This window comes from Micromonospora sp. CNZ295, from assembly GCF_004217535.1.
This window is the reverse complement of record NZ_SHKZ01000001.1, coordinates 3,093,253-3,114,912: the sequence shown is the minus strand read 5'-3', so window position 1 is coordinate 3,114,912 and position 21,660 is coordinate 3,093,253. Positions and strand designations below refer to the sequence as shown.

Here is a 21,660-nt window from a genome sequence, read left to right as displayed (position 1 = left end):
GCATGGAAAGTGATCCGGCGGGTCCGCGGCTGTTCGATGCGGTGTTGTTCGACCGGGACGGGACGTTGGTCGAGGACGTGCCGTACAACGGGGATCCGGAGAAGGTGCGGCTGGTTGCGGGTGCGCGGGCGGCGGTGGAGGCGGTGCGGGCGGCGGGGTTGCGGCTGGGTGTGGTGACGAATCAGTCGGGTTTGGCGAAGGGGTTGTTCAGCCGGGCGCAGTTGCGGGCGGTGCATGCCCGGGTTGAGCAGTTGTTGGGGCCGTTCGATGTGTGGGTGGTGTGTCCGCACGACGAGGGTGATGGGTGTGGTTGCCGTAAGCCGGCTGCGGGGTTGGTGCGGGAGGCGGCCCGCGAGTTGGGCACGGTGCCGCAGCGGTGTGTGGTGGTGGGGGATATCGGGCGGGATGTGGGGGCGGCGCTTGCCGCGGGGGCGCAGGCGGTGTTGGTGCCGACGCCGGTGACTCGGGCGGAGGAGGTGGATGCGGCGCCGTGGGTGGCGGTGGATCTGCCGGCGGCGGTGGCGCAGATTTTGTCCCGGCAGGCGGCGGTGGTGGCGGGTGAGTCGCGGCGGGCGGGCACGGTGTTGGTGGTGCGTGCCGATTCGGCGGGGGATGTGTTGGTGACCGGGCCGGGTATCCGGGCGGTGGCTGCGGGCGCGCGGCGGGTGGTGTTGTTGTGCGGGCCTCGTGGTCGGGCGGCTGCGGGGCTGCTGCCTGGTGTCGATGAGGTGATCGAACACCGGTTGCCCTGGATCGATCCCGATCCGGGGCCTGTCGATCCCGCCGACATCGCCGCGCTCACCGGCAAACTGGCCGCCGTGGGCGCGGACGAGGCGGTCATCTTCACCAGCTACCACCAGTCTCCGTTGCCCTTGGCTCTGCTGCTGCGCACCGCCGGCGTCGGCCGGATCGCCGCGATCAGCGACGACTACCCGGGCAGTCTGCTCGACGTCCGCCACCGCGTCCCGGTGGGCGTCCCCGAACCCGAACGGGCCCTGTCCCTCGCCGCCGCCGCCGGCTTCGCCCTGCCCGACCACGACGAGTTCGCCCTGCGGCTGCGGGCCGACCTGCTCGACGGGCCGCATCCCGCGCTCGCCGAGCCCGGCTACGTCGTCGTGCACCCCGGCGCGTCGGTACCGGCACGGGCCTGCCCGCCCCGGCGGTGCGCCGCGATCGTCGCCGCGCTCGCCGAGGCCGGTCACCGGGTGGTGGTCACCGGGGAACCGCACGAGCGGGAGCTGACCGCGTACGTGGCCGGCGACCGGGCGGTGGACCTGGGCGGGCGCACGCCGCTACCGGACCTGGCGCGGGTGCTCGCCGGCGCCCGCGCGGTGGTGGTCGGCAACACCGGCCCGGCCCACCTGGCGGCGGCCGTCGGCACGCCGGTGGTCAGCCTCTTCGCCCCGACCGTCCCGTTCGGACAGTGGGGCCCGTGGCGGGTGCCCGTCGTCCGGCTCGGTGACGCCGCCGCCGGTTGCCGCGACACCCGGGCGTCGGTCTGCCCGGTACGCGACCACCCCTGCCTGGCCGGGCTGGACCCGGGCGAGGTGGTGGACGCGGTGCGCCTGCTGGCGCCCGGACCCCGAGACCACACCGGTCGAGGAGAGGCATGAACATCCTGCTCTGGCACGTGCACGGCTCGTGGACCACCTCCTTCGTCCACGGCAAGCACCGCTACCTGATCCCGGTCACCCCCGACCGCGGCCCCTACGGCCTCGGCCGCGCCCGCACCTACCCCTGGCCGGACAACGCCGTCGAAGTCACCCCCCACGAGCTGGCCACCACCGACGTCGACCTGGTGATCCTGCAACGCCCCGAGGAACTCGACCTCGCCACCCAATGGCTGCGCCGCCGACCCGGCCACGACCTACCCGCGATCTACGTCGAACACAACACACCCAAGGACGGCGACGTCCCCAACAGCCGACACCCGATGGCCGACCACGACGACCTGCTCATCGCCCACGTCACCCACTTCAACGAGCTGTTCTGGGACGCCGGCGGCACCCGCACCGCCGTCGTCGAGCACGGGATCGTGCCGCCCCGCGCCGGGTGGAGCGGCGAGGCGGACCGGCTCGCGGTGGTGACGAACGAGCCGGTACGCCGCTGGCGGGTCACCGGCACCGACCTGATGCCGCGCTTCGCGCGGGTCGCCCCGCTGGACGTCTTCGGCATGGGGGTCGCCGACCTGCCCGACGCGCTGGCCCGCGCCGGCCACCCCGGCCTGCCGGTGACCGGGCACGAGGACCTGCCGCAGGACCGGATGCACGCCGAGCTGGCCCGGCGGCGGGCGTACCTGCACCTGTGCCGGTGGACCTCGCTCGGGCTGAGCCTGATCGAGGCGATGGCGATGGGCATGCCGGTGATCGCGCTGGCCACCACCGAGGCGGTGGACGCGGTGCCGGCCGACGCCGGAGTGCTCTCCACGCGGGTGGACACCCTCGTCGAGGCGGCCCGCTGGCTGATGACCGACCGCGACGCGGCCGCCCGCCTGGGGGCACGGGGTCGCGAGGTGGCGAAGGACCGGTTCGGGCTCGACCGGTTCCTCGCCGACTGGGACCGGCTGATGGAGGAGGAAACATGCGCATCGCGATGATCTCGGAGCACGCCAGCCCGCTCGCCGTCCTCGGCGAGGAGGACGCCGGCGGGCAGAACACCCACGTGGCGGAACTCGCCGCCGCGCTGGTGGGCGAGGGCCATGACGTACGCGTCTACACGCGCCGCGACTCCACCGCCCTGCCGGACACGGTGCCCACACCGGACGGCTACCAGGTGTGCCACGTGCCGGCCGGCCCGGCGCTGCGGGTGCCGAAGGACGACCTGCTCCCGCACATGGGCGAGTTCGGGCGGTGGCTCGCCGAGCAGTGGCGCGCCGGCGACTGGACACCGGACGTGGCGCACGCGCACTTCTGGATGAGCGGCCTGGCCACCCTGCACGCGGGACGGCGGACCGGGGTGCCGGTGGTGCTGACGTACCACGCGCTCGGTGTGGTCAAGAAGCGGCACCAGGGTGTCCGCGACACCAGCCCACCGGGCCGGATCGGCTACGAACGGGCGCTGGGCCGGGCCGCCGACCGGGTCATCGTGCAGTGCCAGGACGAGATCGGGGAGCTGGTCCGGCTCGGTGTGCCCCGCTCGCGGATGGCGCTGGTCCCCTCCGGGGTCAACCAGCAGATGTTCCGCCCGGACGGGCCGGCCGTACCCCGCGACCCGACGCGCCCCCGGATCATCACGGTCGGCCGGATGGTCGAGCGGAAGGGCTTCCTCGACGTGGTCCGCGCCCTGCCGGCGGTGCCGCGGGCCGAGTGCGTGGTGGTCGGCGGGCCGCCCGCCGCGCAGCTCCCGGGCGACCCGTTCGCCCGCCGGCTGGCCGCGGTCGCCGCATCCTGCGGCGTTGCCGACCGGGTGAACCTGGTCGGCGCGGTGCCCCGCGAGGAGATGGGCCGCTGGTACCGGTCCGCGGACCTGCTGGTGGCCGCACCCTGGTACGAGCCGTTCGGGCTGACCCCGTTGGAGGGCATGGCCTGCGGCGTACCGGTGGTGGGCACCGACGTCGGCGGGATCTCCGACACGGTCGTCCACGGCCTGACCGGTGACCTGGTGCCGCCGCGCGACCCGCGGGCGCTGGGCGCGGCGATCCGGCGGCTGCTCGCCGACAAGGTGCGGCGGTTCGCGTACGCCACGGCGGCGCTGGACCGCATCCGCAGCCGCTACTCCTGGAAGCGCTGCGCGGAGCAGCTCGGCGCCGTGTACGCGGCGGTGACCGCCGTCGGCCGTGCCACCCCGGCGGTGGCCTGATGACACCGGCGCTGTCCACGCTCGACAGTCACCTGGCGAACCTGGCCGCCGCGTTGCTGCCGTACCGGCAGGTGGCCGAGCGGCTCGCCGGCTGGGGCACCGAGCTGGCCTGGACCCTCGGGCGCGGCGGGCGGCTGTTGGTGGCCGGCAACGGCGGCAGCGCCGCCGAAGCCCAACACCTCACCGCCGAACTCGTCGGCAAACTCCGCAACGACCGCCAACCCCTGTCCGCCATCGCCCTCCACGCCGAAACCAGCGCCCTCACCGCCATCGCCAACGACTACGGCTACGACCACGTCTACGCCCGCCAAGTCCACGCCCACGGCCGACCCGGCGACATCCTCCTCCTACTCACCACCAGCGGCACCAGCCCCAACCTCCTGCACGCCGCCCACGCCGCCCACCACACCGGCCTACACACCTGGGCCCTCACCGGCCCCACCCCCAACCCCCTCGCCGACCTCTGCCACGACACCCTCGCCGTCCCCTCCCCCGACCCCCAGGTCGTCCAGGAACTCCACCTCGTCACCAGCCACCTGCTCTGCGAATACGTCGACCAGGCGCTGCCGCTGGTCCGGGACCTGCCGCGGGTGCCGGCGCCGCGTACCGGGCGGTTCGTCGAGGGGTCCGCTCTCGCCACCGCCGGCCTGACCAACGGGCACGGACCCAACGGGCACGGACCCAACGGGCACGGACCGAACGGGCACGGCCGCAACGGGCACCCGAGCGTCCGGACGGACGGCGGGGAATCGTGAACGGGCCGCTGGTGGTGGTCGGCGACACCCTGCTGGACCGCGACGTCGCCGGCACGGTCAGTCGGGTCTGCCCGGACGCCCCGGTGCCGGTGCTCGACGAGCGGACGGCCACCGACCGGCCCGGCGGTGCCGGGCTGGCCGCACTGCTCGCCGCCGCGGCGGGCACCGAGGTCGCCCTGGTGACCGCCCTCGCCGACGACCCGGCCGGGGCCCGCCTGGCCGAGCTGCTCACGGCCGCCGGGGTGCGCGTGTACCCGCTGCGCAGCCCGGGTGCCACGCCGGAGAAGATCCGGCTGCGGGCGGGTGGCCAGACACTGCTCCGCCTGGACCGGGGCGGCGAGCCCCGGGTGCCGGCCGAGCCGCCGGCGGCGGCCCTCGACGTGATCGCCGCCGCGGGAGCGGTCCTGGCCAGCGACTACGGGCGTGGGCTGCTGCGGCTGCCCGCGCTGCGGGCCGCCCTGGCGGCGACCGCCGCACCGGTGGTGTGGGATCCGCACCCGAAGGGGCCGGCCTCGGTGCCCGGGGCCCGGCTGGCGACGCCGAACCTGGCGGAGCTGCGCCAGCTCACCGGTGACGCCGGCGGCGGCCCGGCGCTGTCCACCGCCACCCGCGCCGGCCAGGAGCTGCGCCGGCGGTGGCGGGTCGGTGCGGTGGCCGTGACGACCGGTGCCGACGGGGCGATCCTCTGCCACGGGGGCAACACGCCACTGGTCGTGCCGCCGCCGTCGCCGGTGGACACCGTCGAGGACACCTGCGGTGCGGGCGACCGGTTCGCCGCTGCCGCCGCGACCGCGCTCGCCGGCGGAGCGCTCGTCTCGGAGGCGGTCGGCGAGGCCGTCGCGGCGGCGTCCGCGTACGTGGCCGCGGGAGGCGCGGCCGGTCTGCACCGGGAGCCGGGACGGCGCACCGGGCGGTCCGCGCCGGCGGTGGCCGAGGAGCTGATCGCGCGGGTACGCGCCGACGGCGGGACGGTCGTCGCGACCGGTGGCTGCTTCGACCTCCTGCACGCCGGGCACGTCGCCACTCTCCAGGCCGCCCGCCGGCTCGGCGACGTGCTGGTCGTCTGCCTCAACTCCGACCGCGGCGTCCGGGGCCTGAAGGGCCCGGAGCGACCGCTGAACACCGAGGCGGACCGTGCGGCGCTGCTGTCGGCTCTGGACTGCGTGGACGCGGTGGTGGTCTTCGACGAGCCCACACCGCACGCCGTGCTGTCCCGCCTGCGCCCGGACATCTGGGTGAAGGGCGGCGACTACGCCGGGGACGGCGCACCGGACCTGCCCGAGGCCGAACTGGTCCGCGGCTGGGGCGGGCGGGTCGTCACGGTGCCCTACCTGGCCGGCCGGTCCACCACGGCAACCATCACGGCCGCGCGACAGCGCGGTGACCAACTGATCAAGGGAGCGGCATGAGCGAGCGGATCATCCGGGCCGGCGCGGTGCGTGGCACCGCCGGTCCGTCGGAAGGCGGCGGCAGGAGCGAGCGCCAGCGAGCGAATCGTCAGTGCCGCGCTGTGGTGCCGCAGGACGGCGCGGAGCGAAGCGGAGTGGCGGCATGAGCCGGGATCTGACCGGGGCGGCGGTCCTGGTGACCGGCGGGTCGAGCGGCCTGGGGGCGGCCGTGGTCGCCGCCGTCGCCAGGGCCGGGGGGCGGCCGTACGTGCTGGACCGGCGACCGCCGGCGGACGGGGTGGAGTGGGTCGAGTGCGACCTGGTCGACGCGCGGGCCGCCGAGGCCGCCACCCGGGAGGTCGTCGAGCGGGCCGGCGGGCTGACCGGTGTGGTCACCGCCGCCGGGATGGACGTGCCGGGCCGGCTGGCCGACCTGCCGGGCGAGACCTGGGACCGGATCGTCGCGATCAATCTGCTCGGAACGGCGGCGGTGGTGCGGGCGGCGGTGCCGGCGCTGACGGCCACGCACGGCACGGTGGTGACGGTCGCCTCGACGTTGGGGGTGAAGGCGGTCAGTGACGCGACCGCGTACTGCGCCGCCAAGTTCGGCGTGGTCGGCTTCACCCGCGCCCTGGCCGCCGAACTCGCCGGCACCATCAACGTGACCCTGCTCATCCCCGGCGGCATGCGCACCGCCTTCTTCGACAACCGCGACCCCCAGTACAAACCCGGCCCCGACGCCATCCTCAACGACCCCGACCACACCGCCGCCGCCATCCTCTTCGCCCTCACCCAACCCACCGGCTGCGCCATCCGCGAACTCGTCGTCTGCGCCGAACAGGAAACCTCCTACCCGTGATCCTCGCCCTACGCGCCCTCGGCGTCGGCGACCTCGCCACCGCCGTACCCGCCCTACGCGCCCTACGCCGCGCCCACCCCCACCACCACCTCACCCTCGCCGCCCCCCACTGGCTCGCCCCCCTGATCACCCTCATCGGCGGCATCGACCACCACCTCCACACCCCCGGACTCAACCCCCTCACCTACCCCGGCCCCACCCCCGACCTCGCCGTCAACCTGCACGGCCGCGGCCCCCAGTCCCACCACCTCCTCACCACCACCCGACCACGCCGACTACTCGCCTACGCCAACCCCGACACCAACCACCACGACGGCCCGCACTGGCGCGACGACGAACACGAGGTCGACCGCTGGTGCCGCCTGCTGGCCTGGTACGGCATCCCCGCCGACCGCACCGACCTCGCGCTGGCCCGGCCGCCGCTCGGAGAGCTGCCGGCCGGGGCGACGATCGTCCATCCGGGAGCGAAGGCGCCGCAACGGCGCTGGCCGGCCGGGCGGTTCGCCGCCGTCGCCCGCCACCTCACCGCCGCCGGCCACCACGTCGTCATCACCGGCGACCGCGCGGAGCACGGCTTGGCCGGGCGGATCGCCCGCCTCGCCGGGCTGCCCGACGACACGGTCCTCGCCGGCAAGACCGACCTGCACCACCTCGCCACCCTCGTCGCCCACGCCCGACTGCTCATCAGCGGCGACACCGGCATCGCCCACCTCGCCACCGCCTACCACACCCCCTCCGTCGTCCTCTTCGGCCCCGTCTCACCCGCCCGCTGGGGACCACCACCGGGCCGGCCTCGGCACGAGGCGCTCTGGCGGGGCCGGTACCGGGACGGCCGGGCGGACGGCGTACCGCATCCGGCGCTGGCGGCCCTCGACGTGCCGGACGTGCTCGCGGCGGTGGCGCGGGTCGAGGCGGCGGCGCGGCTCGGGCGGCCGGCGGCCGCACCGGTCCGCCCGCGGGAGCAGCACCTGCCGGTCGCGTGACGGCCGTCACCCAGCGGTTACCGGGCGGTAGGCAGGGGCCGTAGATTGAGCCCGTGAACGCGGAGTACCGGAAGGAGTTCGTCGAGGTCGACGGGGCGCGCCTCGGCCTACAGGTCTACCCGGAGCCGGACGGCGGTCACGACGCCCCAGTGGTGCTGATCTCGCCCGCGATGGGCGTCCCCGCCCGCTACTACCGGCCGTTCGCCACGGCGCTTCGTAACGCCGGGCTCGCCGTCGCGGTCGCGGACCTGCGGGGCACCGGCGCGAGCACGCCCCGGCCGAGCCGCGCGTGCCGGTACGGGTACGCGGAGCTGGCCGCCGATGTCGGCGCGGCGCTGGCGGCGCTGAAGGACCGCCGCGACGGCCGGCGCACGGTCCTGCTCGGGCACTCCCTCGGCGGGCAGGCGTCCCTGTTGCACACCGCGCTGCGCGACGAGCCGGACGTGGACGGTCTGACCCTGGTCGCCGTGGGTCTGCCGTGGTGGCGGATCTACCCGGGCGGGCGGGGATACGGCGTCCTGCCGTACACGCAGGGCATCGCGGCGGTCGCCCGGCTGCTCGGCGTGTGGCCCGGTTGGGGCTTCGGCGGCCGGCAGGCGCGCGGGGTGATCCGCGACTGGGCGTACACCGCCCGGACCGGGCGGTTCCCCCACCTGGACGGCGTGGACGCCGAGGCGGCGGTCCGCGCGCTCCGCGTACCGGTGCTGGCGGTCAGCGTGGACGACGACCAGTACACGCCGCACGAGACGCTCGACCACCTCTGCGCCAAGCTCACCGCCACGTCCGTGGTGCGCGAGCGCTACACGGCCGCGCAGGCCGGCGCCCGGATGGACCACTTCACCTGGGTACGCGCGGCGACCCCGCTGGCCGAGCGGGTCGCCCGGTTCGCCGCCGAGCTGCCGGCCCGCTGACCGGTCCACCCGTCGCCGCTGCCCACAGGTGGCGAGCGCGGGCCGGGGCGGTTGACACCGGTCAGTCCACCCGCAGCGCCAGCAGGGCGATGTCGTCGCCGGGTTCGGCGGCCAGTTCGGCGACGAGCGCCGCACAGAACTCCCCCAGCGGCCGGTGCCGGAGCCGGGCGGCGGCCCGCCGCAGCCGCTCGACGCCCTCGTCGATGGTCGCGTCCCGGCGCTCGACCAGGCCGTCGGTGTAGAGGACCAGGACGCTGCCCCGCTCCAGCAGGAGTTCGTGGTCGTGCCGGCCGCACGGGCCGACGCCCAGCAGCGGGTCCGGCGCCGTCGCCAGCACCCGTGGCTCGCCGTCGCGGGGCACCAGCACCGGTGGCGGGTGCCCGGCGTTGCACCACACCAGGTGGGCCCGGTCCGGGTCGCCGGAGGCGCCGGGCGGGCGGATGTGCCCGAGCAGCGCCGAGGCCAGGGTCGACACGCCCAGCCCGCGCTGCGCCCGCTCCAACCCGGCGAAGATCGCCGCCGGCCGCTCCCCGAGCACGTACGCGATGCCCCGTAGCTTGCTCCGGATCTGCGCCATCGCGGCGAGCGCCCGGCGGTCGTGCCCGGCCACGTCGCCGATCACGACGGTGAGCGCGCCGTCCGCGGCGTGGAACGCGTCGTACCAGTCCCCGCCGACCTGCTCGTGCTCCGCCGCCGGCTGGTACCGGACGGCGATGCTCAGGCCGGCCACCGGCGGCGGGTCGGTCAGCAGGCTGCGTTGCAGGGTCTCCGACGTACGCCGCTGCGCCTGGTGCACGCGGATGCGGTCCAGGGTCTGCGCGCACTGGGCGGCGAACGTGTCCAGCAGCTCGATCTCCCGGGGCGGGAACGGGTGCGCCTCCCGCCAGCCGACGCTGAGGGCGCCGAGCAGCCGGTCGCCGACCCGCAGCGGCAGTGCCGCCCAGGCCCGCATACCGGTCGTGTCGAGCACACCGGCCATCTCCCCGGTGAGCGCCAGAGCGGCCGCCCGGTCCGGCACCAGCACCCGCTCCCCGGTGCGGGCGGCCACGCTGGTCGGCAGCTCGCCGTCGAGCGGCAGCTCCCCGTAGCGCTCCCGGGTCAGCTCGCCGAGACTCTCCGTGAAGGTGAGGTGCAGCCGCCCGCCGTCGCGTACCGCGACCGAACCGCCGTCGGCGCCCAGCGCGGACAGGCCGCGTTCGACCACGATGTCGGTCAGCGCGTCGACGCTGTCGCAGGCGGCGAGTTCCCGGGCCACGTCGCCCAGCGCGGCGAGCCGCTGGGTGGCGAGCGCCTCGGCCGCCAGCGCCCCCCGCAGCTCCTTCGACCGGGCGAGCAGGTCGGCCTCCGCCTCGACGGCCCGCCGGGCCGCGCCCTCGCCGCCCGGCGACCCCTGCCGGCGCCGGACGAAGTCGGTCAGGTCCTGGACCCGGTGCAGCAGCAGCACCACCCGGCCGGTGTCGTCGAGGACCGGCACGTTCAGCGGGCTCCACCATCGCGGCTCGAAGCCTCCCGCCCGGGTGGGGATGTCGTAGCGCTGCAGGCCCATCGGGTCGGGTCGACCGGCCTCCCGGGCGCGGCGCAGCGAGGCCCGCAGGTTGGCCACGCCGGTGCCCTCGGGGTCGTCCGGGTTGGCCGGGAAGGCGTCGAACAGGTGCCGGCCGACGAGCTCCTCCCGGCTGCGATCGGTGGCCCGCAGGTACGCGTCGTTCGCCGCGACGATGACGAGTTCCGGCGTGAGCACCAGGTACGGCGTGGGCGTGGCGGCGAACACCGTCGCCCAGTTGATCCGGACCGGCGAGCCGATCCACCCCGTACCCGCCTCCACCGGTCCCCCTTCCTCGCATCGCGCTCCTCCAGTGCCCCACCGGCCGACATCCGACACCCGGCGCCCCGGCGAACTACCCGTACGGAGGGCCGCCGACTCCTCCCGGCCGGGTCCGCCGTTGCGGGGCACATCGGTCCACCGCCCCGGCGCCGCCCGCCCACGGCCGGGTCGACGCGGCGGCCGGGCGGGGACGGCGCGAGCCCGCCGGCGGCTCTGCGGCCGAATCACCGGCCGCGCGCCGTATCGGCGGTCGACGGTCGGGATTAGCGGCACGGGCGGTGGGTATGCCGCACCGCCCGACACGGTGGAAGGGGATCAGATGTCCGAACGGCACACCGCGCTGCGCTCGATGCACGATCTGGGCCTGGCGGCCTGGTTCGGGGGCTCCCTCATGGGAGCGTTCGGCGTCAACGGCGGCGCGGCTCAGATCAGCGACTCGACCCAGCGGCTGCCGACGGCCTCGGCCGGGTGGGCCAAGTGGACCCCGGTGAACGCGGCGGCGATCGGGGCCCACCTCGCCGGCGCCGTCGGCGAACTGGTGACGGAGAGCCCCCGGATGGCGAGCCAGTCAGGTGTGGGCCGGGCCAGCACGCTCAAGACCGCGCTCACCGTGAGCGCGCTCGCGGTCACCGGGTACAGCCGGCTGCTGGGCATGAGGTTGGAGAAGGCCGGTAACCCGCCGGTCGACGGCACGACCGAGCCGAACCACTCGACGCCGTCGAACGTGGCGTCCTGCCAGCGGCAGATGCGGGTGCTCCAGTGGGCGATCCCCGCGCTCACCGGCGCGCTGATCGTGGTCACGTCGTACATGGGTGAACAGCAGAAGCCCGGCCAGGTCCTGCGGGGCATGCTCGGCCGGGCCGGCTCGCTGGGCACCCCGAAGAACATCGGGAAGCTGGCGATGATGGGCATGGCCGGACGCAAGATGGCCATGATGGGCGCTTCGCGGCGCGGGATGGCGATGTCCCACCACCACCGCTGAGGCGGCGCCGGGCGCCGCCCCTCCGCGACCTCGACGGCGGGGCGCGCCCGGCCGAACCGACGCAGACCTGACCGGGTTACCGGGGCGGGCGGTCCAGCCCGACGAGACCAGCGAGGTGGGCGATGACCGGGAAGAGCGGACGTGACGACGGGCGGCAGCCGGAGGCGGCAACCCCGTGGATCACCCGGGACGGCTTCGACGCCGACCCACCGTGGGGCGCGGGCGAGGACGACCCGATGGACGAGGGCAGCGAGGAGACGGCCGTTCCGGAGGGTCGGCGCGGCGAACGCCGCGCCGGCGAACCGGGCGGGCCGGCCGGGCGGGCGGGCCGGCACGGCTTCGGGCCGGTGGAGCCGACCCGGACGGCGACGGCGGGCCCCGGCGCGCCGCCGGACCCGGCGCCCTCGCGCCGGACCTTCCCGGACGACGCCGACATCGACCAGCGCGCCGAAGACGCGCTGCGCACGCGGGGCCGGCGCTCCTGACCTGCGCGGGCGCGGCACTCCTCAGCCGTGGGCGGCCGGCTCCCCGGCCGGAAGTCGGCCCGAGCGGTCAGCCGCCGGCGGTGTCCGCCGGCGTCGACGGGTCGGGCGCCACCGGGTGGCCGGTGTCGTCCACCAGGCCGGGAGCCATGCTGCCGCCGTGCGCCTCCTGCGCCTCGCGGGTCTCCCGCGCCGACGCGTCCCGCGGCACGCCGGGGGCGCCGTCGAGGTGGTGCTCCTGCCGCTGGTCGCTCATCGGTCCGTCGCTCCCGTCGTCGAGGCTCATGATCGTTCCGTACCCGGACGCGGAAGCGGGAAACCAGGGTCAGCCGGCGCGGGCGGGCGGCCGGGCCGGCTCGACGCCGAGCAGGTCGGCGAGGCGGGCGGCGTCGCGTTGCGCCTGGTCGCCGCAGCAGTTGTTGAACAGCACGTGCAGCTCGGCGCACTGCCCGGCCAGTTCGACGAGCAGCTCCGCCCAGGTGCGCAGCTCCCGCTCGCCGTAGGCGTACCGGAACTTCTCCTGCCGGTCGCCGCTCTCCCAGCCGGTGCTGTGCCCGTGGAAGCGGACCACGGCCAGGTCGACCGTGGCGACCGGGACAGGGGGCACCGACGACGGGTGTCCCTGCGGCATGTCCACGACCACGTGCGCGAGCTCGTGTTCACGGAGGAACGCCAGTGTGTCCAGCGCGGCCGTGTCCTCGAACCAGGAACCGTGCCGGAGCTCCACGGCGACCGGCCACGGCCGGCACCGCCCGGCCAGCTCGACGATGCGGCGCCGGGCGGCGTCACCCCGGGCCAGCCACGGTGGGAACTGCAACAGCACAGCGCCGAGCCGGTCGGCCGCCGCGAGCTGTTCGACCGCCGCGCGGAACCGGGACCACAGCTCGTCGTACGCGCCGGGCGGCAGGTCCCGGCGGCGGACCCGGCGCGGGGTCCCGGTGGGGCGCAGCTCCCGGGGAAGGCAGTCGACCGGCGTCGGGTGGCCGGTGAACAGGCGGAACGCCTTGACGTCGAAGGTGAAGCCGGCCGGCGTCGCCGCGGCCCAGCCGGACGCGGTCTCCGGCGCCGGCACCGCGTAGTACGACGTGTCCACCTCCACCAGCGGGAACCGGCCGGCGTAGTGGGCCAGCCGGGCGGCGGGGGTGCGGGCGGAGCGCGGATACCAGCCGGACCGCAACAGCGGCTGGTCCGCCCACGACGCCGTGCCGACCTTGATTACACCCATGTAATTAGTGGAGCGTGGATCGGACGAACCGGCAACCGCAGGGCGGAATCCGCCGCCGGACCTCGGTTGCCCGGGGCACCACCGGTGCTCTCGTGTGACGCTCAGCCGGCCGGCGGCGCTGACACACACGAGATGAACGCACACGGGCTTGACTCCGAGACCGCCGACCGACTGCTCGACGGCGCCGCCGCGGTCCCCCGGGACGGGCGGCACCCCCTCGCGCCGCTGCTGTCCGCGGTCCGCGCCGCGCCGTGCCCCGGCGAGCTGACCGGGGAGGCGGCAGCGGTGCGGGCGTACCGGATGGCCCGGCTCGGCGAGCCCCTGACCGTGCCCGGCGTACGCCGGCGGGGCTTCACCCTGACCGGCTTCGGTGCCCGCGCCGCTCTCGCGGGTCTGCTCGTCGCGGGCACCGGCGGGGTCGCCCTCGCCGCCGGCGGTGTCGTTCCCAACCCGTTGCGCCCACCGGTTCCACCGCCCGGGCCGTCCGCTCCGGCCGTCGCGCCCGGCGGCTCCCCCACCGCCGACCCGCGGTCCACCCCACCGGCCGACGCGACGGGCCGGCCCGAGCCGGGTGCGTCCGGGCTCTGCCGCGCCTACCGGACCAGGTCCGGCGACAGCCCCGGGCGGGCGCTGGACACCCCGGCCTTCGCCCGCCTCGTCGACGCGGCCGGTGGGCCGGACCAGGTGCCCGGCTACTGCGACCAGGTGCTGGCCACGGAGCCGGGCACCGCCGACCCGACCGCGCCCGGCCGGCCCGGCAACCGGCCGGACGTCCGCCCGACCGGGCGATCGAAGCAGCCCGCCACGCCGACCAGACGCTCCGCCGGGCCCGGCGGTCCAGGCCCCGGCACCCAAGCCGATCCCGAGCGACCGACGGCGCGGTCCGGCGGCAACGGGTGAGCCCGGCCGGCGATCCCCGGGGCATGGCCGGTCGACGCGGCCGCGTCCGGCCGGGTATCCGGGTCAGCGCAGCCGTGGCCGCTGCCCACGCACGTCCTGGGCACGGGCCCGGGCGTAGGCGTCGGCGCGGCCCCACCGGCCCGGGATGTCCAGCAGCTCGATCCGCCCGATGCCGGGTGGCAGCGCCGGGTCCACCAGCAGGTTGTCACCACACGGCTTGAGCCCCAGCAGGGTGCTCAGCAGCATCAGCAGCCCGCCGACGGACCAGGCCTGCGGGCACCCGGCGGTCGGCAGCTTCACCGGGTACTTGGTGACGGTGCGCGGGTAGCCCGCGATGACCTCGGGCACCGAACCTCCGAGGACCTCGGCCATGGCGAACATCCCCTCGGCGATCCGGGCGGCCTCGACATCACACCGGTAGCGGCGCAGACCGGCAGCGACCACGGCGTTGTCCCAGGGCCACACCGCGCCGAGGTGGGAGCCGACCGGGTTGTAGACCCGCTGGCCGGCCGCCATCGTGCGGACCCCCCAGCCGGAGAAGAGGTCCGGGCCGACCAGCCGCTCGGCGAGCAGCCCGGCCCGGTCGTCGGTCACGATGCCGCTCCACAGCAGGTGGCCGATGTTGGAGGTGAGGGCGTCGACCGGTTCTCCGTCCGGGCCGAGGGCCAGCGCGTAGTAACCCTGGTGCGGCAACCAGAAGTCGTCGTTGAACCGGCGCTTCAGCTCCGCGGCCTCCCGCTCGAGCCGGTCGGCGTACGCGGGGTCGTCCCAGACCTCCCGGGCGAGGCGGGCGCCACGCATCTTCGCGTCGTACGCGTAGCCCTGCACCTCGCAGGTCGCCCGCGGGAAACCGGGTTCCCACCCGTCCCCGTCGGTGATCGCCTCGGGCGAGTCCTTCCAGCACTGGTTGACGGCGCCCTGCCGGGCGTTGCGGCGCTGGTAGCGCACGTACCCGTCGCCGAGGGAGTCGCCGTACTCGTCGATCCAGTTCAACGCCAGCCGGGCGGGGTGGCGCAGTTCCCGCACCAGGTCGGTGTCGCCGGTCCAGCGTTCGTACTCGTCGAGCAGCACCACGAACAGCGGCGTCGTGTCGGCCGCGCCGTAGTACATGATGGTCGGTTCGTCGCCGAACGCGGCCGTCTCCCCGTAGCGCAACTGGGCGAGGATCTTGCCGGGCTCCTCCTCGTGCGTGTCGTCGAGTTGGCCGCCCTGGAGCAGGGCCAGCAGGCGCAGCACGACCGGGGACAGCTCCGGCGTGAACGGCAGCGTCTGCAGGCAGGTCACCAGGCTGTCCCGCCCGTAGAGCCCCAACGCCCACGGCAGGCCACCGACGAGCACCCGGTGCATCGAGGACAGCGGCTCGTACCGCAGGGCGGCCAGGTCGACCAGGCAGCGCCGGTACGACGCCACGAGCGAGTCGTTCTCGGCCACCAGCGTGGGCGCCCCCTCCAGCCACCTCCGCAGATCCTGGCGCATGTCCCGGGTGACATGCAGCCGGTGGGTCGCCAGGTCGGCGCGCATGTCCCGGCTGGCCTCACCGTGCACGATCATGCCGACGTGCAGGTCGTTCTCCCACTGCCCGTGCGGCTCGACCCGGATGCGGAAGGTCATGCCCTGCTCGTCGACCTCGGCCGGCTCGGTGCTGGTGACGACCGTCTCGCGGTCGAACCGCTCGCGCCGGTACCGCAGCCGCACCTGATGCAGGATCGGATCCGCGGTGACGCGTACCCGCCGGTGGCGGGGACCGGCGGGCGCGGTCGTGTCGGCGATGTCGGCGAAGTCGTTGCCCATCTCCATCCGCACGGTCAGATCCGCCGGCTCGGGGGAATGGTTGAGCACGACGAGCCGCTCGCGGAAGCTGTCGTTCAACGACCGGTGCCGGATGATGGAGACGTCGGCGTCGACGTAGTGGCTGGTCGTGCCGGGGACGAGGAAGAAGCGCGTCTCGAAGTACGCCATGTCGTCGCGGGAGAGCGAGTTCAGCCGCTCGCCGTCGACCCGGAGCACCCAGTGCGTCAGGAACCGGGTGTCCCAGGCGAACAGCCCGACCGGCGCCGTGGGATCGATCTCCATGTCACCCTGCGCGTCGCTGATGGCGACGGCGTTGCCCGCCATCACCTGCACCCGCTCCTGCCTCACCGGTCCCTGCCTTCCACGGTCGGTGCGGACGACCTGGCCGCCGCCCGGGAAGCCCGGGCCACCTCCCGCGGGTGGCGCGCACCGGGCGGACCCGGGAAGAGCCGGCGGAGGATCATGAAGAGCCGGATGTCGCCCTTCACGGTCAGGTCGTTGCGGCCCAGGGCGGCGGCCGGATGCAGCTCCCCGGTGGCGATCCGGTCGAACACCCTCCGGTTGGCCCGCAGGACCAGGTCGGCCTCGTCGGCGCACCTTCGCACCCGGATCCGCTGGTCGGCGATCGTGAGGTGCCAGTGCTCGGTGCTGCCGTCCTCGCGGGCGTCGAGGCGTACGGTGCCGGTCGTGGTCTCCGGCAGGTCCGGGTGGCGCCGCGCTTCCAGCCGACCGATCAGCTCCGCCGCAGGCGTCGTCATCGCCTCCTCCTCCCTGTCCCTGGCAGGCTCACACCGGCCGGGGTGAGGCCGCTTCACCCATACCGGGTGAAGCTGCTCGCGGCGGATCGGGTGGACACCGGACGAGGCGGCGACGGGGGCGGACCGGCCGCCGCCGGCGCCGACCGGTTTGACCCGGCCCGGAACGGGCAGACCGCCAGTCGGAGCGCAATCCGAACCGACAGGAGGATCGCCCATGCGTGCGCTGCGATTGCCCGGGTGGAAGTCGGAGCCCGAACTGGTCGAGGTCGACGAGCCGACGCCCGGCCCCGGCCAGGTGGTGGTCAAGGTCGGTGCGGCCGGCGCCTGCCACTCCGACCTGCACCTGATGCACGACTTCGAGGCCGGTGCCGTGCCCTGGGACCCGCCGTTCACCCTCGGGCACGAGAACGCCGGCTGGGTGCACGCCCTGGGCGACGGCGTGACCGCGCTGGAGGTCGGGCAACCGGTGGCCGTCTACGGGCCGTGGGGCTGCGGGACGTGCGCCCGGTGCCGGGTGGGCGCCGAGAACTACTGCGAGAACCCGGCGGGTGCGCCGGTGCCCGGCGGTGGCGGCGGCCTCGGCCTGGACGGCGGCATGGCCGACTACCTGCTGGTGCCGGACGCCCGGCTGGTCGTACCCCTGCCGGACGGGCTCGACCCGGTGCGGGCCGCACCGCTGACCGACGCCGGTCTGACGCCCTACCACGCGATCCGCCGCTCCTGGCCCAAGCTGGGGCCGACCAGCACCGCCGTGGTGATCGGCATCGGCGGCCTGGGCCACGTCGGCGTGCAGATCCTCAAGGCCACCACCGCCGCCCGGGTGATCGCCGTCGACACCCGCGCGGACGCGCTGACACTGGCCGAGGAGTGCGGCGCCGACCTGACCATGCGCTCCGGCCCGGACACCGCCCAGGAGATCCGGAAGGCCACCGGAGGCCGGGGCGCCGACGTCATCGTCGACTGCGTCGGCGCCGACGCGACCCTCGGGCTCGGCGCCGCCGCCGCGCGGACCAAGGGCGACCTGACCATCGTCGGCATCGGTGGCGGCACCCTGTCGGTGGGGTTCTTCTCCGTGCCGTACGAGGTGAGCATCCAGACCACCTACTGGGGGAGCCGGCCGGAGCTGATCGAGGTGCTCGAACTGGGCGCCCGGGGTCTGGTCCGGCCGAAGGCGAGCACGTTCGCGCTGGCGGACGCGATGACCGCGTACCGGAAGATGGCCGACGGCACGCTCGACGGCCGCGCCGTCATCGTCCCCTGACCGGGGCCCGTCCCCCTCCCCTGAACCATCCGCGTTCCCGCCGCCCAGTCGGTGCGGACGAACCCCTTCCAACCACCGGGCACCGATATGCGGATGCGCGACGAGAGGCCGGGCGTTACGGTGCGCTACGTGGATCTTGAAATCGTGACCCTCGCCGAGCGACCCGAACTGGCACCGCTGCTGGACGACTTCGACGGCGCGTGGCCGGAGTTCATGGCCTGGGACCCGATGGCGTCGCTGTACTACGCCGTCGCCGACCAGCGGTATCCGGAGCATGTCCTGCTCGCCCTCGGCCCGGCCCGGCCCGGCCGTGCGGTGGCGCGGGCGTACAGCGTGCCGCTGTCCTGGACCGCCGACGAGTTGCCACCGGGCGGCTGGGACCGGATCGTGCAGCGGGCCACCCTCAACCAGCTGGCGGGTACCGAGCCCAACCTGGTGTCGGCGCTGGAGATCTGCGTACGCCCGGAGGTACGGGGCCGCGGGGTCTCGGCCCGGATGCTCGCCGCGATGCGCGCGAACGCGAAGCGCCTCGGCTTCACCGAACTGGTCGCGCCGGTCCGTCCCAGCGGCAAGCACACCGTTCCCGACGAGCCGATGCGGGAGTACGCGTTCCGGGTCCGCGACGACGGCCTGCCGGTGGACCCGTGGCTGCGGGTGCACGTACGCGCCGGCGGGCGGATCGACTCGGTCGCGCCCCGCTCGATGACGATCCCCGGCACCCTCGCCGAGTGGCGCGCCTGGACCGGCCTGCCGTTCGACCGCACCGGCCCCGTGCACGTGCCGCACGCGCTGGCACCGGTCTGGTGCGACGTGGCCCAGGACCACGCCGTCTACGTCGAGCCCAACGTCTGGGTCCGGCACGCTCTCTGACCACCGTCATTCGCTGGCGGTCGGCCCGACCAGCCGGATCTCCTCGATGTCGAGCACCGCCTGGAGTTCCCGCAGGACGATGTCGTCGATCTCGTTGCGGTCCCGCAGCCGGGTGACGGCGCGGCGCTTGTGCTCCAGGACCTCCAGCCGCAGCCGGCGTTCCTGGTCCCGCATCTGCTCCCCCTCCTCCTCCACGCCGCTGCGCATGCCCTCCAGGCGCGACTCGTACTCAACCCGGAGCCGCTCGACCAGGTCATCGTCGACGCCGAGCCGGCCGGCGACGTCCGGCAGCGCCGCCAGGGCGGCCTCGGTGGCACGGAGCCGGGCCAGGCGCACCTCGTCCTCGCGCTGGGTGTCCCCCGTCAGGCCGGCCCACCGGACGACCAGCGGGAGCGTGGTGCCCTGGACCAGCATGATCAGCACGATCACCAGCGCCGTGCAGAAGATGATCAGGTCCCGCTCGTGTACCGGCCCGCCGTCCGGCACGGTCAGCGGCACCGCGAGCGCCGCGGCGAACGACACCGCCCCACGGAAGCCGGCCCAGCCGGTCACGACGGTCACCCGCCACGACGGCCGGGGCTCGCGCCGCGGCGTACGCCGCCGCAGCGCCCAGACCGCGAGGCTCGACAGGTGCACGCACCCCGTCCGGGTCACGAAGATGACACCGGCGACGACCACCGCGATGAGCAGGGCCCGGGCCAGCGAGGTGCTGGTGACGCCCTCGACCGCGCGCGGGATCTGCATGCCGACGAGCACGAAGAGGCCGCCGTTGATGAGGAAGGTGCTCAGGTCCCAGAAGTCGAACGCCATGATCCGCGCCCGCGCGCTGATCACCCGCGGGCTCGCCCACGAGAGCACCAGGCCGGCCACCAGCACCGCCAGCACGCCGCTGGCGTGAACCAGCTCGGCGAGCAGGAACGACGTGAACGGGGTGAGCACGCTCAGCGCGCCCTCCCGCAGCGGGTCGTCCAGTCGCTTGCGCAGCACGACCACCGCCGCGCCGACCAGCAGGCCGGCGACCACACCGCCGAGGAAGGCGCCGCCCAGCCGCTCCAGGAACCCGAGCACCCCGGGCGCGGTGTGGCCGGTGATCAGACCGAGCGCGACGGCGAAGAGAACCAGCGCCGTACCGTCGTTGATCAGGCTCTCCGCGCGCAGCGTGGTGAGCAGCCGGCGCGGCATCCGCTTCGCCAACCCGGCCACCGCCGCGGCGTCGGTCGGCGCCAGCACGGCGCCGAGCACCCAGGCCGCCGCCGGGTCGACGCCGAACGCCATCGCGGTGTAGGCCACCGTCACCATGGTCACCACCACCAGCCCGACCGCCAGCAGGGAGATGGCCGTGAGGTTGGCACGGATCTCCCGCAGGCTGGTGGTGATGCTCTCGCGATAGAGGATCGCCGGTAGGAACAGCAGCAGCACGACCTCGGGCTCGAGCAGCACGTTCGAGAAGAGTGGGATGAGCGCGATCAGCACGCCCATGGTGATCAGCAACACCGGCGGCGCGACCCGGTACCGGCCGCCCAGCGTCGTGCCGACGAGCACGGTGGCACCCAACACCACGAGCAGGTCAAGCGCCTCCATCACACCTCCTCCGGCTGCCTCTCCATGATCTGGGAAGGGGCCGGAGGCGCACCGGGGAACGCCGGAGCCGACGGGTGGTGCCGAGGTGGACCGCCGCCGCCCCGACGCTGTCCGCCGGCCACGACCGCGGCCGCCACCAGGCACAGGGCGGCGGCGAGGGCGAACGCCGGCCGGGCACCGAGCGCCACGGCGGCGGAACCGAGTGGGGTGGCCACCGCGACCGGGCCGAACATGGCGGTGGTGGCGGTCGCCGCGACCCGCCCGAGCTGCGCCGCCGGGGCATGCGTCTGGACGGCGGTGACCGCCGCGACCAGCGCCCACGGCAGGGCGAGGCCGGCGAGTACGGCGGCCACGACCGCCGCGGGCCACCACGGCAGGCACCGGCCGAGGCACACCACGGCGAACAGGACGGTCCCGACGGTGGCGACCCGGACCGACCCGAGCCGGCCGATCAGGCGCCCGGCGACCAGCCCGGCGGCGATGGACCCGGCGCCCTGGGCGCTCAGCAGTACGCCGAGGAACGTCGACGGCATCGCCAGGTCGTCGGTGACGACCCGGTAGAGCGCCGCGGTGGTGAAGCCGGACAGGCCGATGGCGACGGCGGCGAGACCCACGCTGCGGTGGATGACGGGTTGGTGCCGGATCACCGCGAGCCCGGCGCGGAGACCGGGGCGGCGGCCCGTCGGCGGGGCCGGGGCTCGCCCGGCCGGGCGGACGGTGGTGTAGAGGACGGCCGCCAAGACCGGCATCGCCGCGCTCAGCACCGCGACGAGGTGGCCGCCCTGCCAGGCGTAGAGTCCCGCCCCGGCGAGCGGGGCCACCAGCTTGACGCCCTCCTGGGCGCTGGTTCGCCAGCCGTTGACGTGGCCGAGCTGCTCGGCGGGCAGCGCCTCCGGCAGGAACGCCGACTCGCCCGCGTCGATGAGCACGTAGCTGACCCCGTAGGCGAGGGGGACGGCGAAGAGCAACCAGGTGTCGCCCGCGTCCCGCACGGCGAGCAGGCTGAGCAGTGCCGGCACCAGCAGCAGGTGCACGGTGATCAGGGTGGGGCGCCGGGGCAGCCGGTCGACGACGCCGCCGAGCCAGGGCCCGGCCAGGACCGGGGCGAAGACGCAGACGCCGGCCAGCGCCGCGAGGCCGGCCGAGCCGGTCAGGTCGAGGATCCAGATGCCGGCGACGAGCGACATGGTGGTGCTGCCGAAGCCCGACAGCAGGGAGATGGCCACGAAGAGCACGGCGTTACGGCGCATGGAACCCCCGACGATTGCGGCGCGACAGCCCTGATCCTCCA

General features: G+C 75.2%; 20 protein-coding genes. 13 read left to right on the top strand and 7 right to left on the bottom strand.

Annotated elements, in window-relative coordinates:
• Positions 1-2 precede the first annotated feature (2 nt).
• From EV376_RS14730 to EV376_RS14695, 8 genes are all read left to right on the top strand, one after another.
• Positions 3-1,613, top strand: a complete 1,611-nt coding sequence (locus EV376_RS14730) for an HAD-IIIA family hydrolase (protein ID WP_486482635.1) — start codon at positions 3-5, stop codon at positions 1,611-1,613.
• Positions 1,610-2,596 (top strand): glycosyltransferase, encoded by a 987-nt coding sequence (locus EV376_RS14725; protein WP_130323648.1) that lies wholly within the window; start codon positions 1,610-1,612, stop codon positions 2,594-2,596. The genes EV376_RS14730 and EV376_RS14725 overlap by 4 nt, the downstream gene beginning before the upstream one ends.
• Positions 2,581-3,798 (top strand): glycosyltransferase, encoded by a 1,218-nt coding sequence (locus EV376_RS14720; RefSeq protein WP_130323646.1) that lies wholly within the window; start codon positions 2,581-2,583, stop codon positions 3,796-3,798. Before EV376_RS14725 ends, EV376_RS14720 begins: the two co-directional genes overlap by 16 nt.
• On the top strand, positions 3,798-4,553 hold the full coding sequence (locus EV376_RS14715) for an SIS domain-containing protein (RefSeq protein WP_130323644.1): 756 nt from the start codon (positions 3,798-3,800) through the stop codon (positions 4,551-4,553). The genes EV376_RS14720 and EV376_RS14715 overlap by 1 nt, the downstream gene beginning before the upstream one ends.
• A complete protein-coding gene (locus tag EV376_RS14710) occupies positions 4,550-5,962 on the top strand; it encodes a PfkB family carbohydrate kinase (protein WP_130323642.1) in 1,413 nt (470 codons plus the stop codon). The genes EV376_RS14715 and EV376_RS14710 overlap by 4 nt, the downstream gene beginning before the upstream one ends.
• A 142-nt stretch (positions 5,963-6,104) precedes the next feature.
• Positions 6,105-6,800, top strand: a complete 696-nt coding sequence (locus EV376_RS14705; protein WP_130323640.1) for an SDR family oxidoreductase — start codon at positions 6,105-6,107, stop codon at positions 6,798-6,800.
• Positions 6,797-7,783, top strand: coding sequence for a glycosyltransferase family 9 protein (locus EV376_RS14700; protein WP_130323638.1), 987 nt, complete (start codon positions 6,797-6,799; stop codon positions 7,781-7,783). Before EV376_RS14705 ends, EV376_RS14700 begins: the two co-directional genes overlap by 4 nt.
• Positions 7,784-7,836: 53 nt before the next feature.
• A complete protein-coding gene (locus tag EV376_RS14695; protein ID WP_130323636.1) occupies positions 7,837-8,694 on the top strand; it encodes an alpha/beta fold hydrolase in 858 nt (285 codons plus the stop codon).
• A 61-nt stretch (positions 8,695-8,755) separates the two neighbouring features.
• Here the strand turns inward: EV376_RS14695 and EV376_RS14690 are convergent, their stop codons facing one another.
• Entirely contained in the window at positions 8,756-10,519 is a 1,764-nt protein-coding gene (locus EV376_RS14690) for a SpoIIE family protein phosphatase (protein WP_165438008.1), read from the bottom strand.
• A gap of 319 nt (positions 10,520-10,838) precedes the next feature.
• On the opposite strand from EV376_RS14690, the gene EV376_RS14685 reads away from it, so the two are divergent.
• Both EV376_RS14685 and EV376_RS14680 read left to right on the top strand, forming a co-directional pair.
• Complete coding sequence (locus EV376_RS14685; RefSeq protein ID WP_130323632.1) at positions 10,839-11,501, top strand: hypothetical protein; 663 nt, start codon at positions 10,839-10,841, stop codon at positions 11,499-11,501.
• A gap of 122 nt (positions 11,502-11,623) precedes the next feature.
• Entirely contained in the window at positions 11,624-11,986 is a 363-nt protein-coding gene (locus EV376_RS14680; RefSeq protein ID WP_130323630.1) for a hypothetical protein, read from the top strand.
• A 67-nt stretch (positions 11,987-12,053) separates the two neighbouring features.
• Here EV376_RS14680 and EV376_RS14675 read toward each other — a convergent pair whose 3' ends face one another.
• Together EV376_RS14675 and EV376_RS14670 are read right to left on the bottom strand one after the other, a co-directional pair.
• Entirely contained in the window at positions 12,054-12,269 is a 216-nt protein-coding gene (locus EV376_RS14675) for a GTPase activator (protein ID WP_130323628.1), read from the bottom strand.
• A gap of 39 nt (positions 12,270-12,308) precedes the next feature.
• The gene (locus EV376_RS14670) at positions 12,309-13,208 is read right to left on the bottom strand and encodes a DUF72 domain-containing protein (RefSeq protein ID WP_130323626.1); all 900 of its coding nucleotides are present in this window, start codon (positions 13,206-13,208) and stop codon (positions 12,309-12,311) included.
• A 132-nt stretch (positions 13,209-13,340) separates the two neighbouring features.
• On the opposite strand from EV376_RS14670, the gene EV376_RS14665 reads away from it, so the two are divergent.
• The gene (locus EV376_RS14665) at positions 13,341-14,108 is read left to right on the top strand and encodes a hypothetical protein (RefSeq protein ID WP_130323624.1); all 768 of its coding nucleotides are present in this window, start codon (positions 13,341-13,343) and stop codon (positions 14,106-14,108) included.
• A 63-nt stretch (positions 14,109-14,171) separates the two neighbouring features.
• Here the strand turns inward: EV376_RS14665 and EV376_RS14660 are convergent, their stop codons facing one another.
• Both EV376_RS14660 and EV376_RS14655 read right to left on the bottom strand, forming a co-directional pair.
• Positions 14,172-16,247: a glycogen debranching N-terminal domain-containing protein gene (locus EV376_RS14660; RefSeq protein WP_130323622.1), complete on the bottom strand. Its 2,076-nt coding sequence runs from the start codon at positions 16,245-16,247 to the stop codon at positions 14,172-14,174.
• Positions 16,244-16,657 (bottom strand): SCP2 sterol-binding domain-containing protein, encoded by a 414-nt coding sequence (locus EV376_RS14655; RefSeq protein ID WP_130323620.1) that lies wholly within the window; start codon positions 16,655-16,657, stop codon positions 16,244-16,246. Before EV376_RS14655 ends, EV376_RS14660 begins: the two co-directional genes overlap by 4 nt.
• Before the next feature lie 214 nt (positions 16,658-16,871).
• Between EV376_RS14655 and EV376_RS14650 the strand changes: the two genes are divergently transcribed.
• Both EV376_RS14650 and EV376_RS14645 read left to right on the top strand, forming a co-directional pair.
• The gene (locus tag EV376_RS14650; protein WP_130323618.1) at positions 16,872-17,918 is read left to right on the top strand and encodes an NAD(P)-dependent alcohol dehydrogenase; all 1,047 of its coding nucleotides are present in this window, start codon (positions 16,872-16,874) and stop codon (positions 17,916-17,918) included.
• A gap of 129 nt (positions 17,919-18,047) precedes the next feature.
• On the top strand, positions 18,048-18,788 hold the full coding sequence (locus tag EV376_RS14645) for an N-acetyltransferase (RefSeq protein WP_486482634.1): 741 nt from the start codon (positions 18,048-18,050) through the stop codon (positions 18,786-18,788).
• Positions 18,789-18,794: 6 nt separating this feature from the next.
• On the opposite strand, the gene EV376_RS14640 is transcribed toward EV376_RS14645, so the two are convergent.
• Entirely contained in the window at positions 18,795-20,369 is a 1,575-nt protein-coding gene (locus tag EV376_RS14640; protein ID WP_130323614.1) for a Na+/H+ antiporter, read from the bottom strand.
• The gene (locus tag EV376_RS14635; RefSeq protein ID WP_130323612.1) at positions 20,369-21,619 is read right to left on the bottom strand and encodes an MFS transporter; all 1,251 of its coding nucleotides are present in this window, start codon (positions 21,617-21,619) and stop codon (positions 20,369-20,371) included. Before EV376_RS14635 ends, EV376_RS14640 begins: the two co-directional genes overlap by 1 nt.
• Between the last annotated feature and the right edge of the window lie 41 nt (positions 21,620-21,660).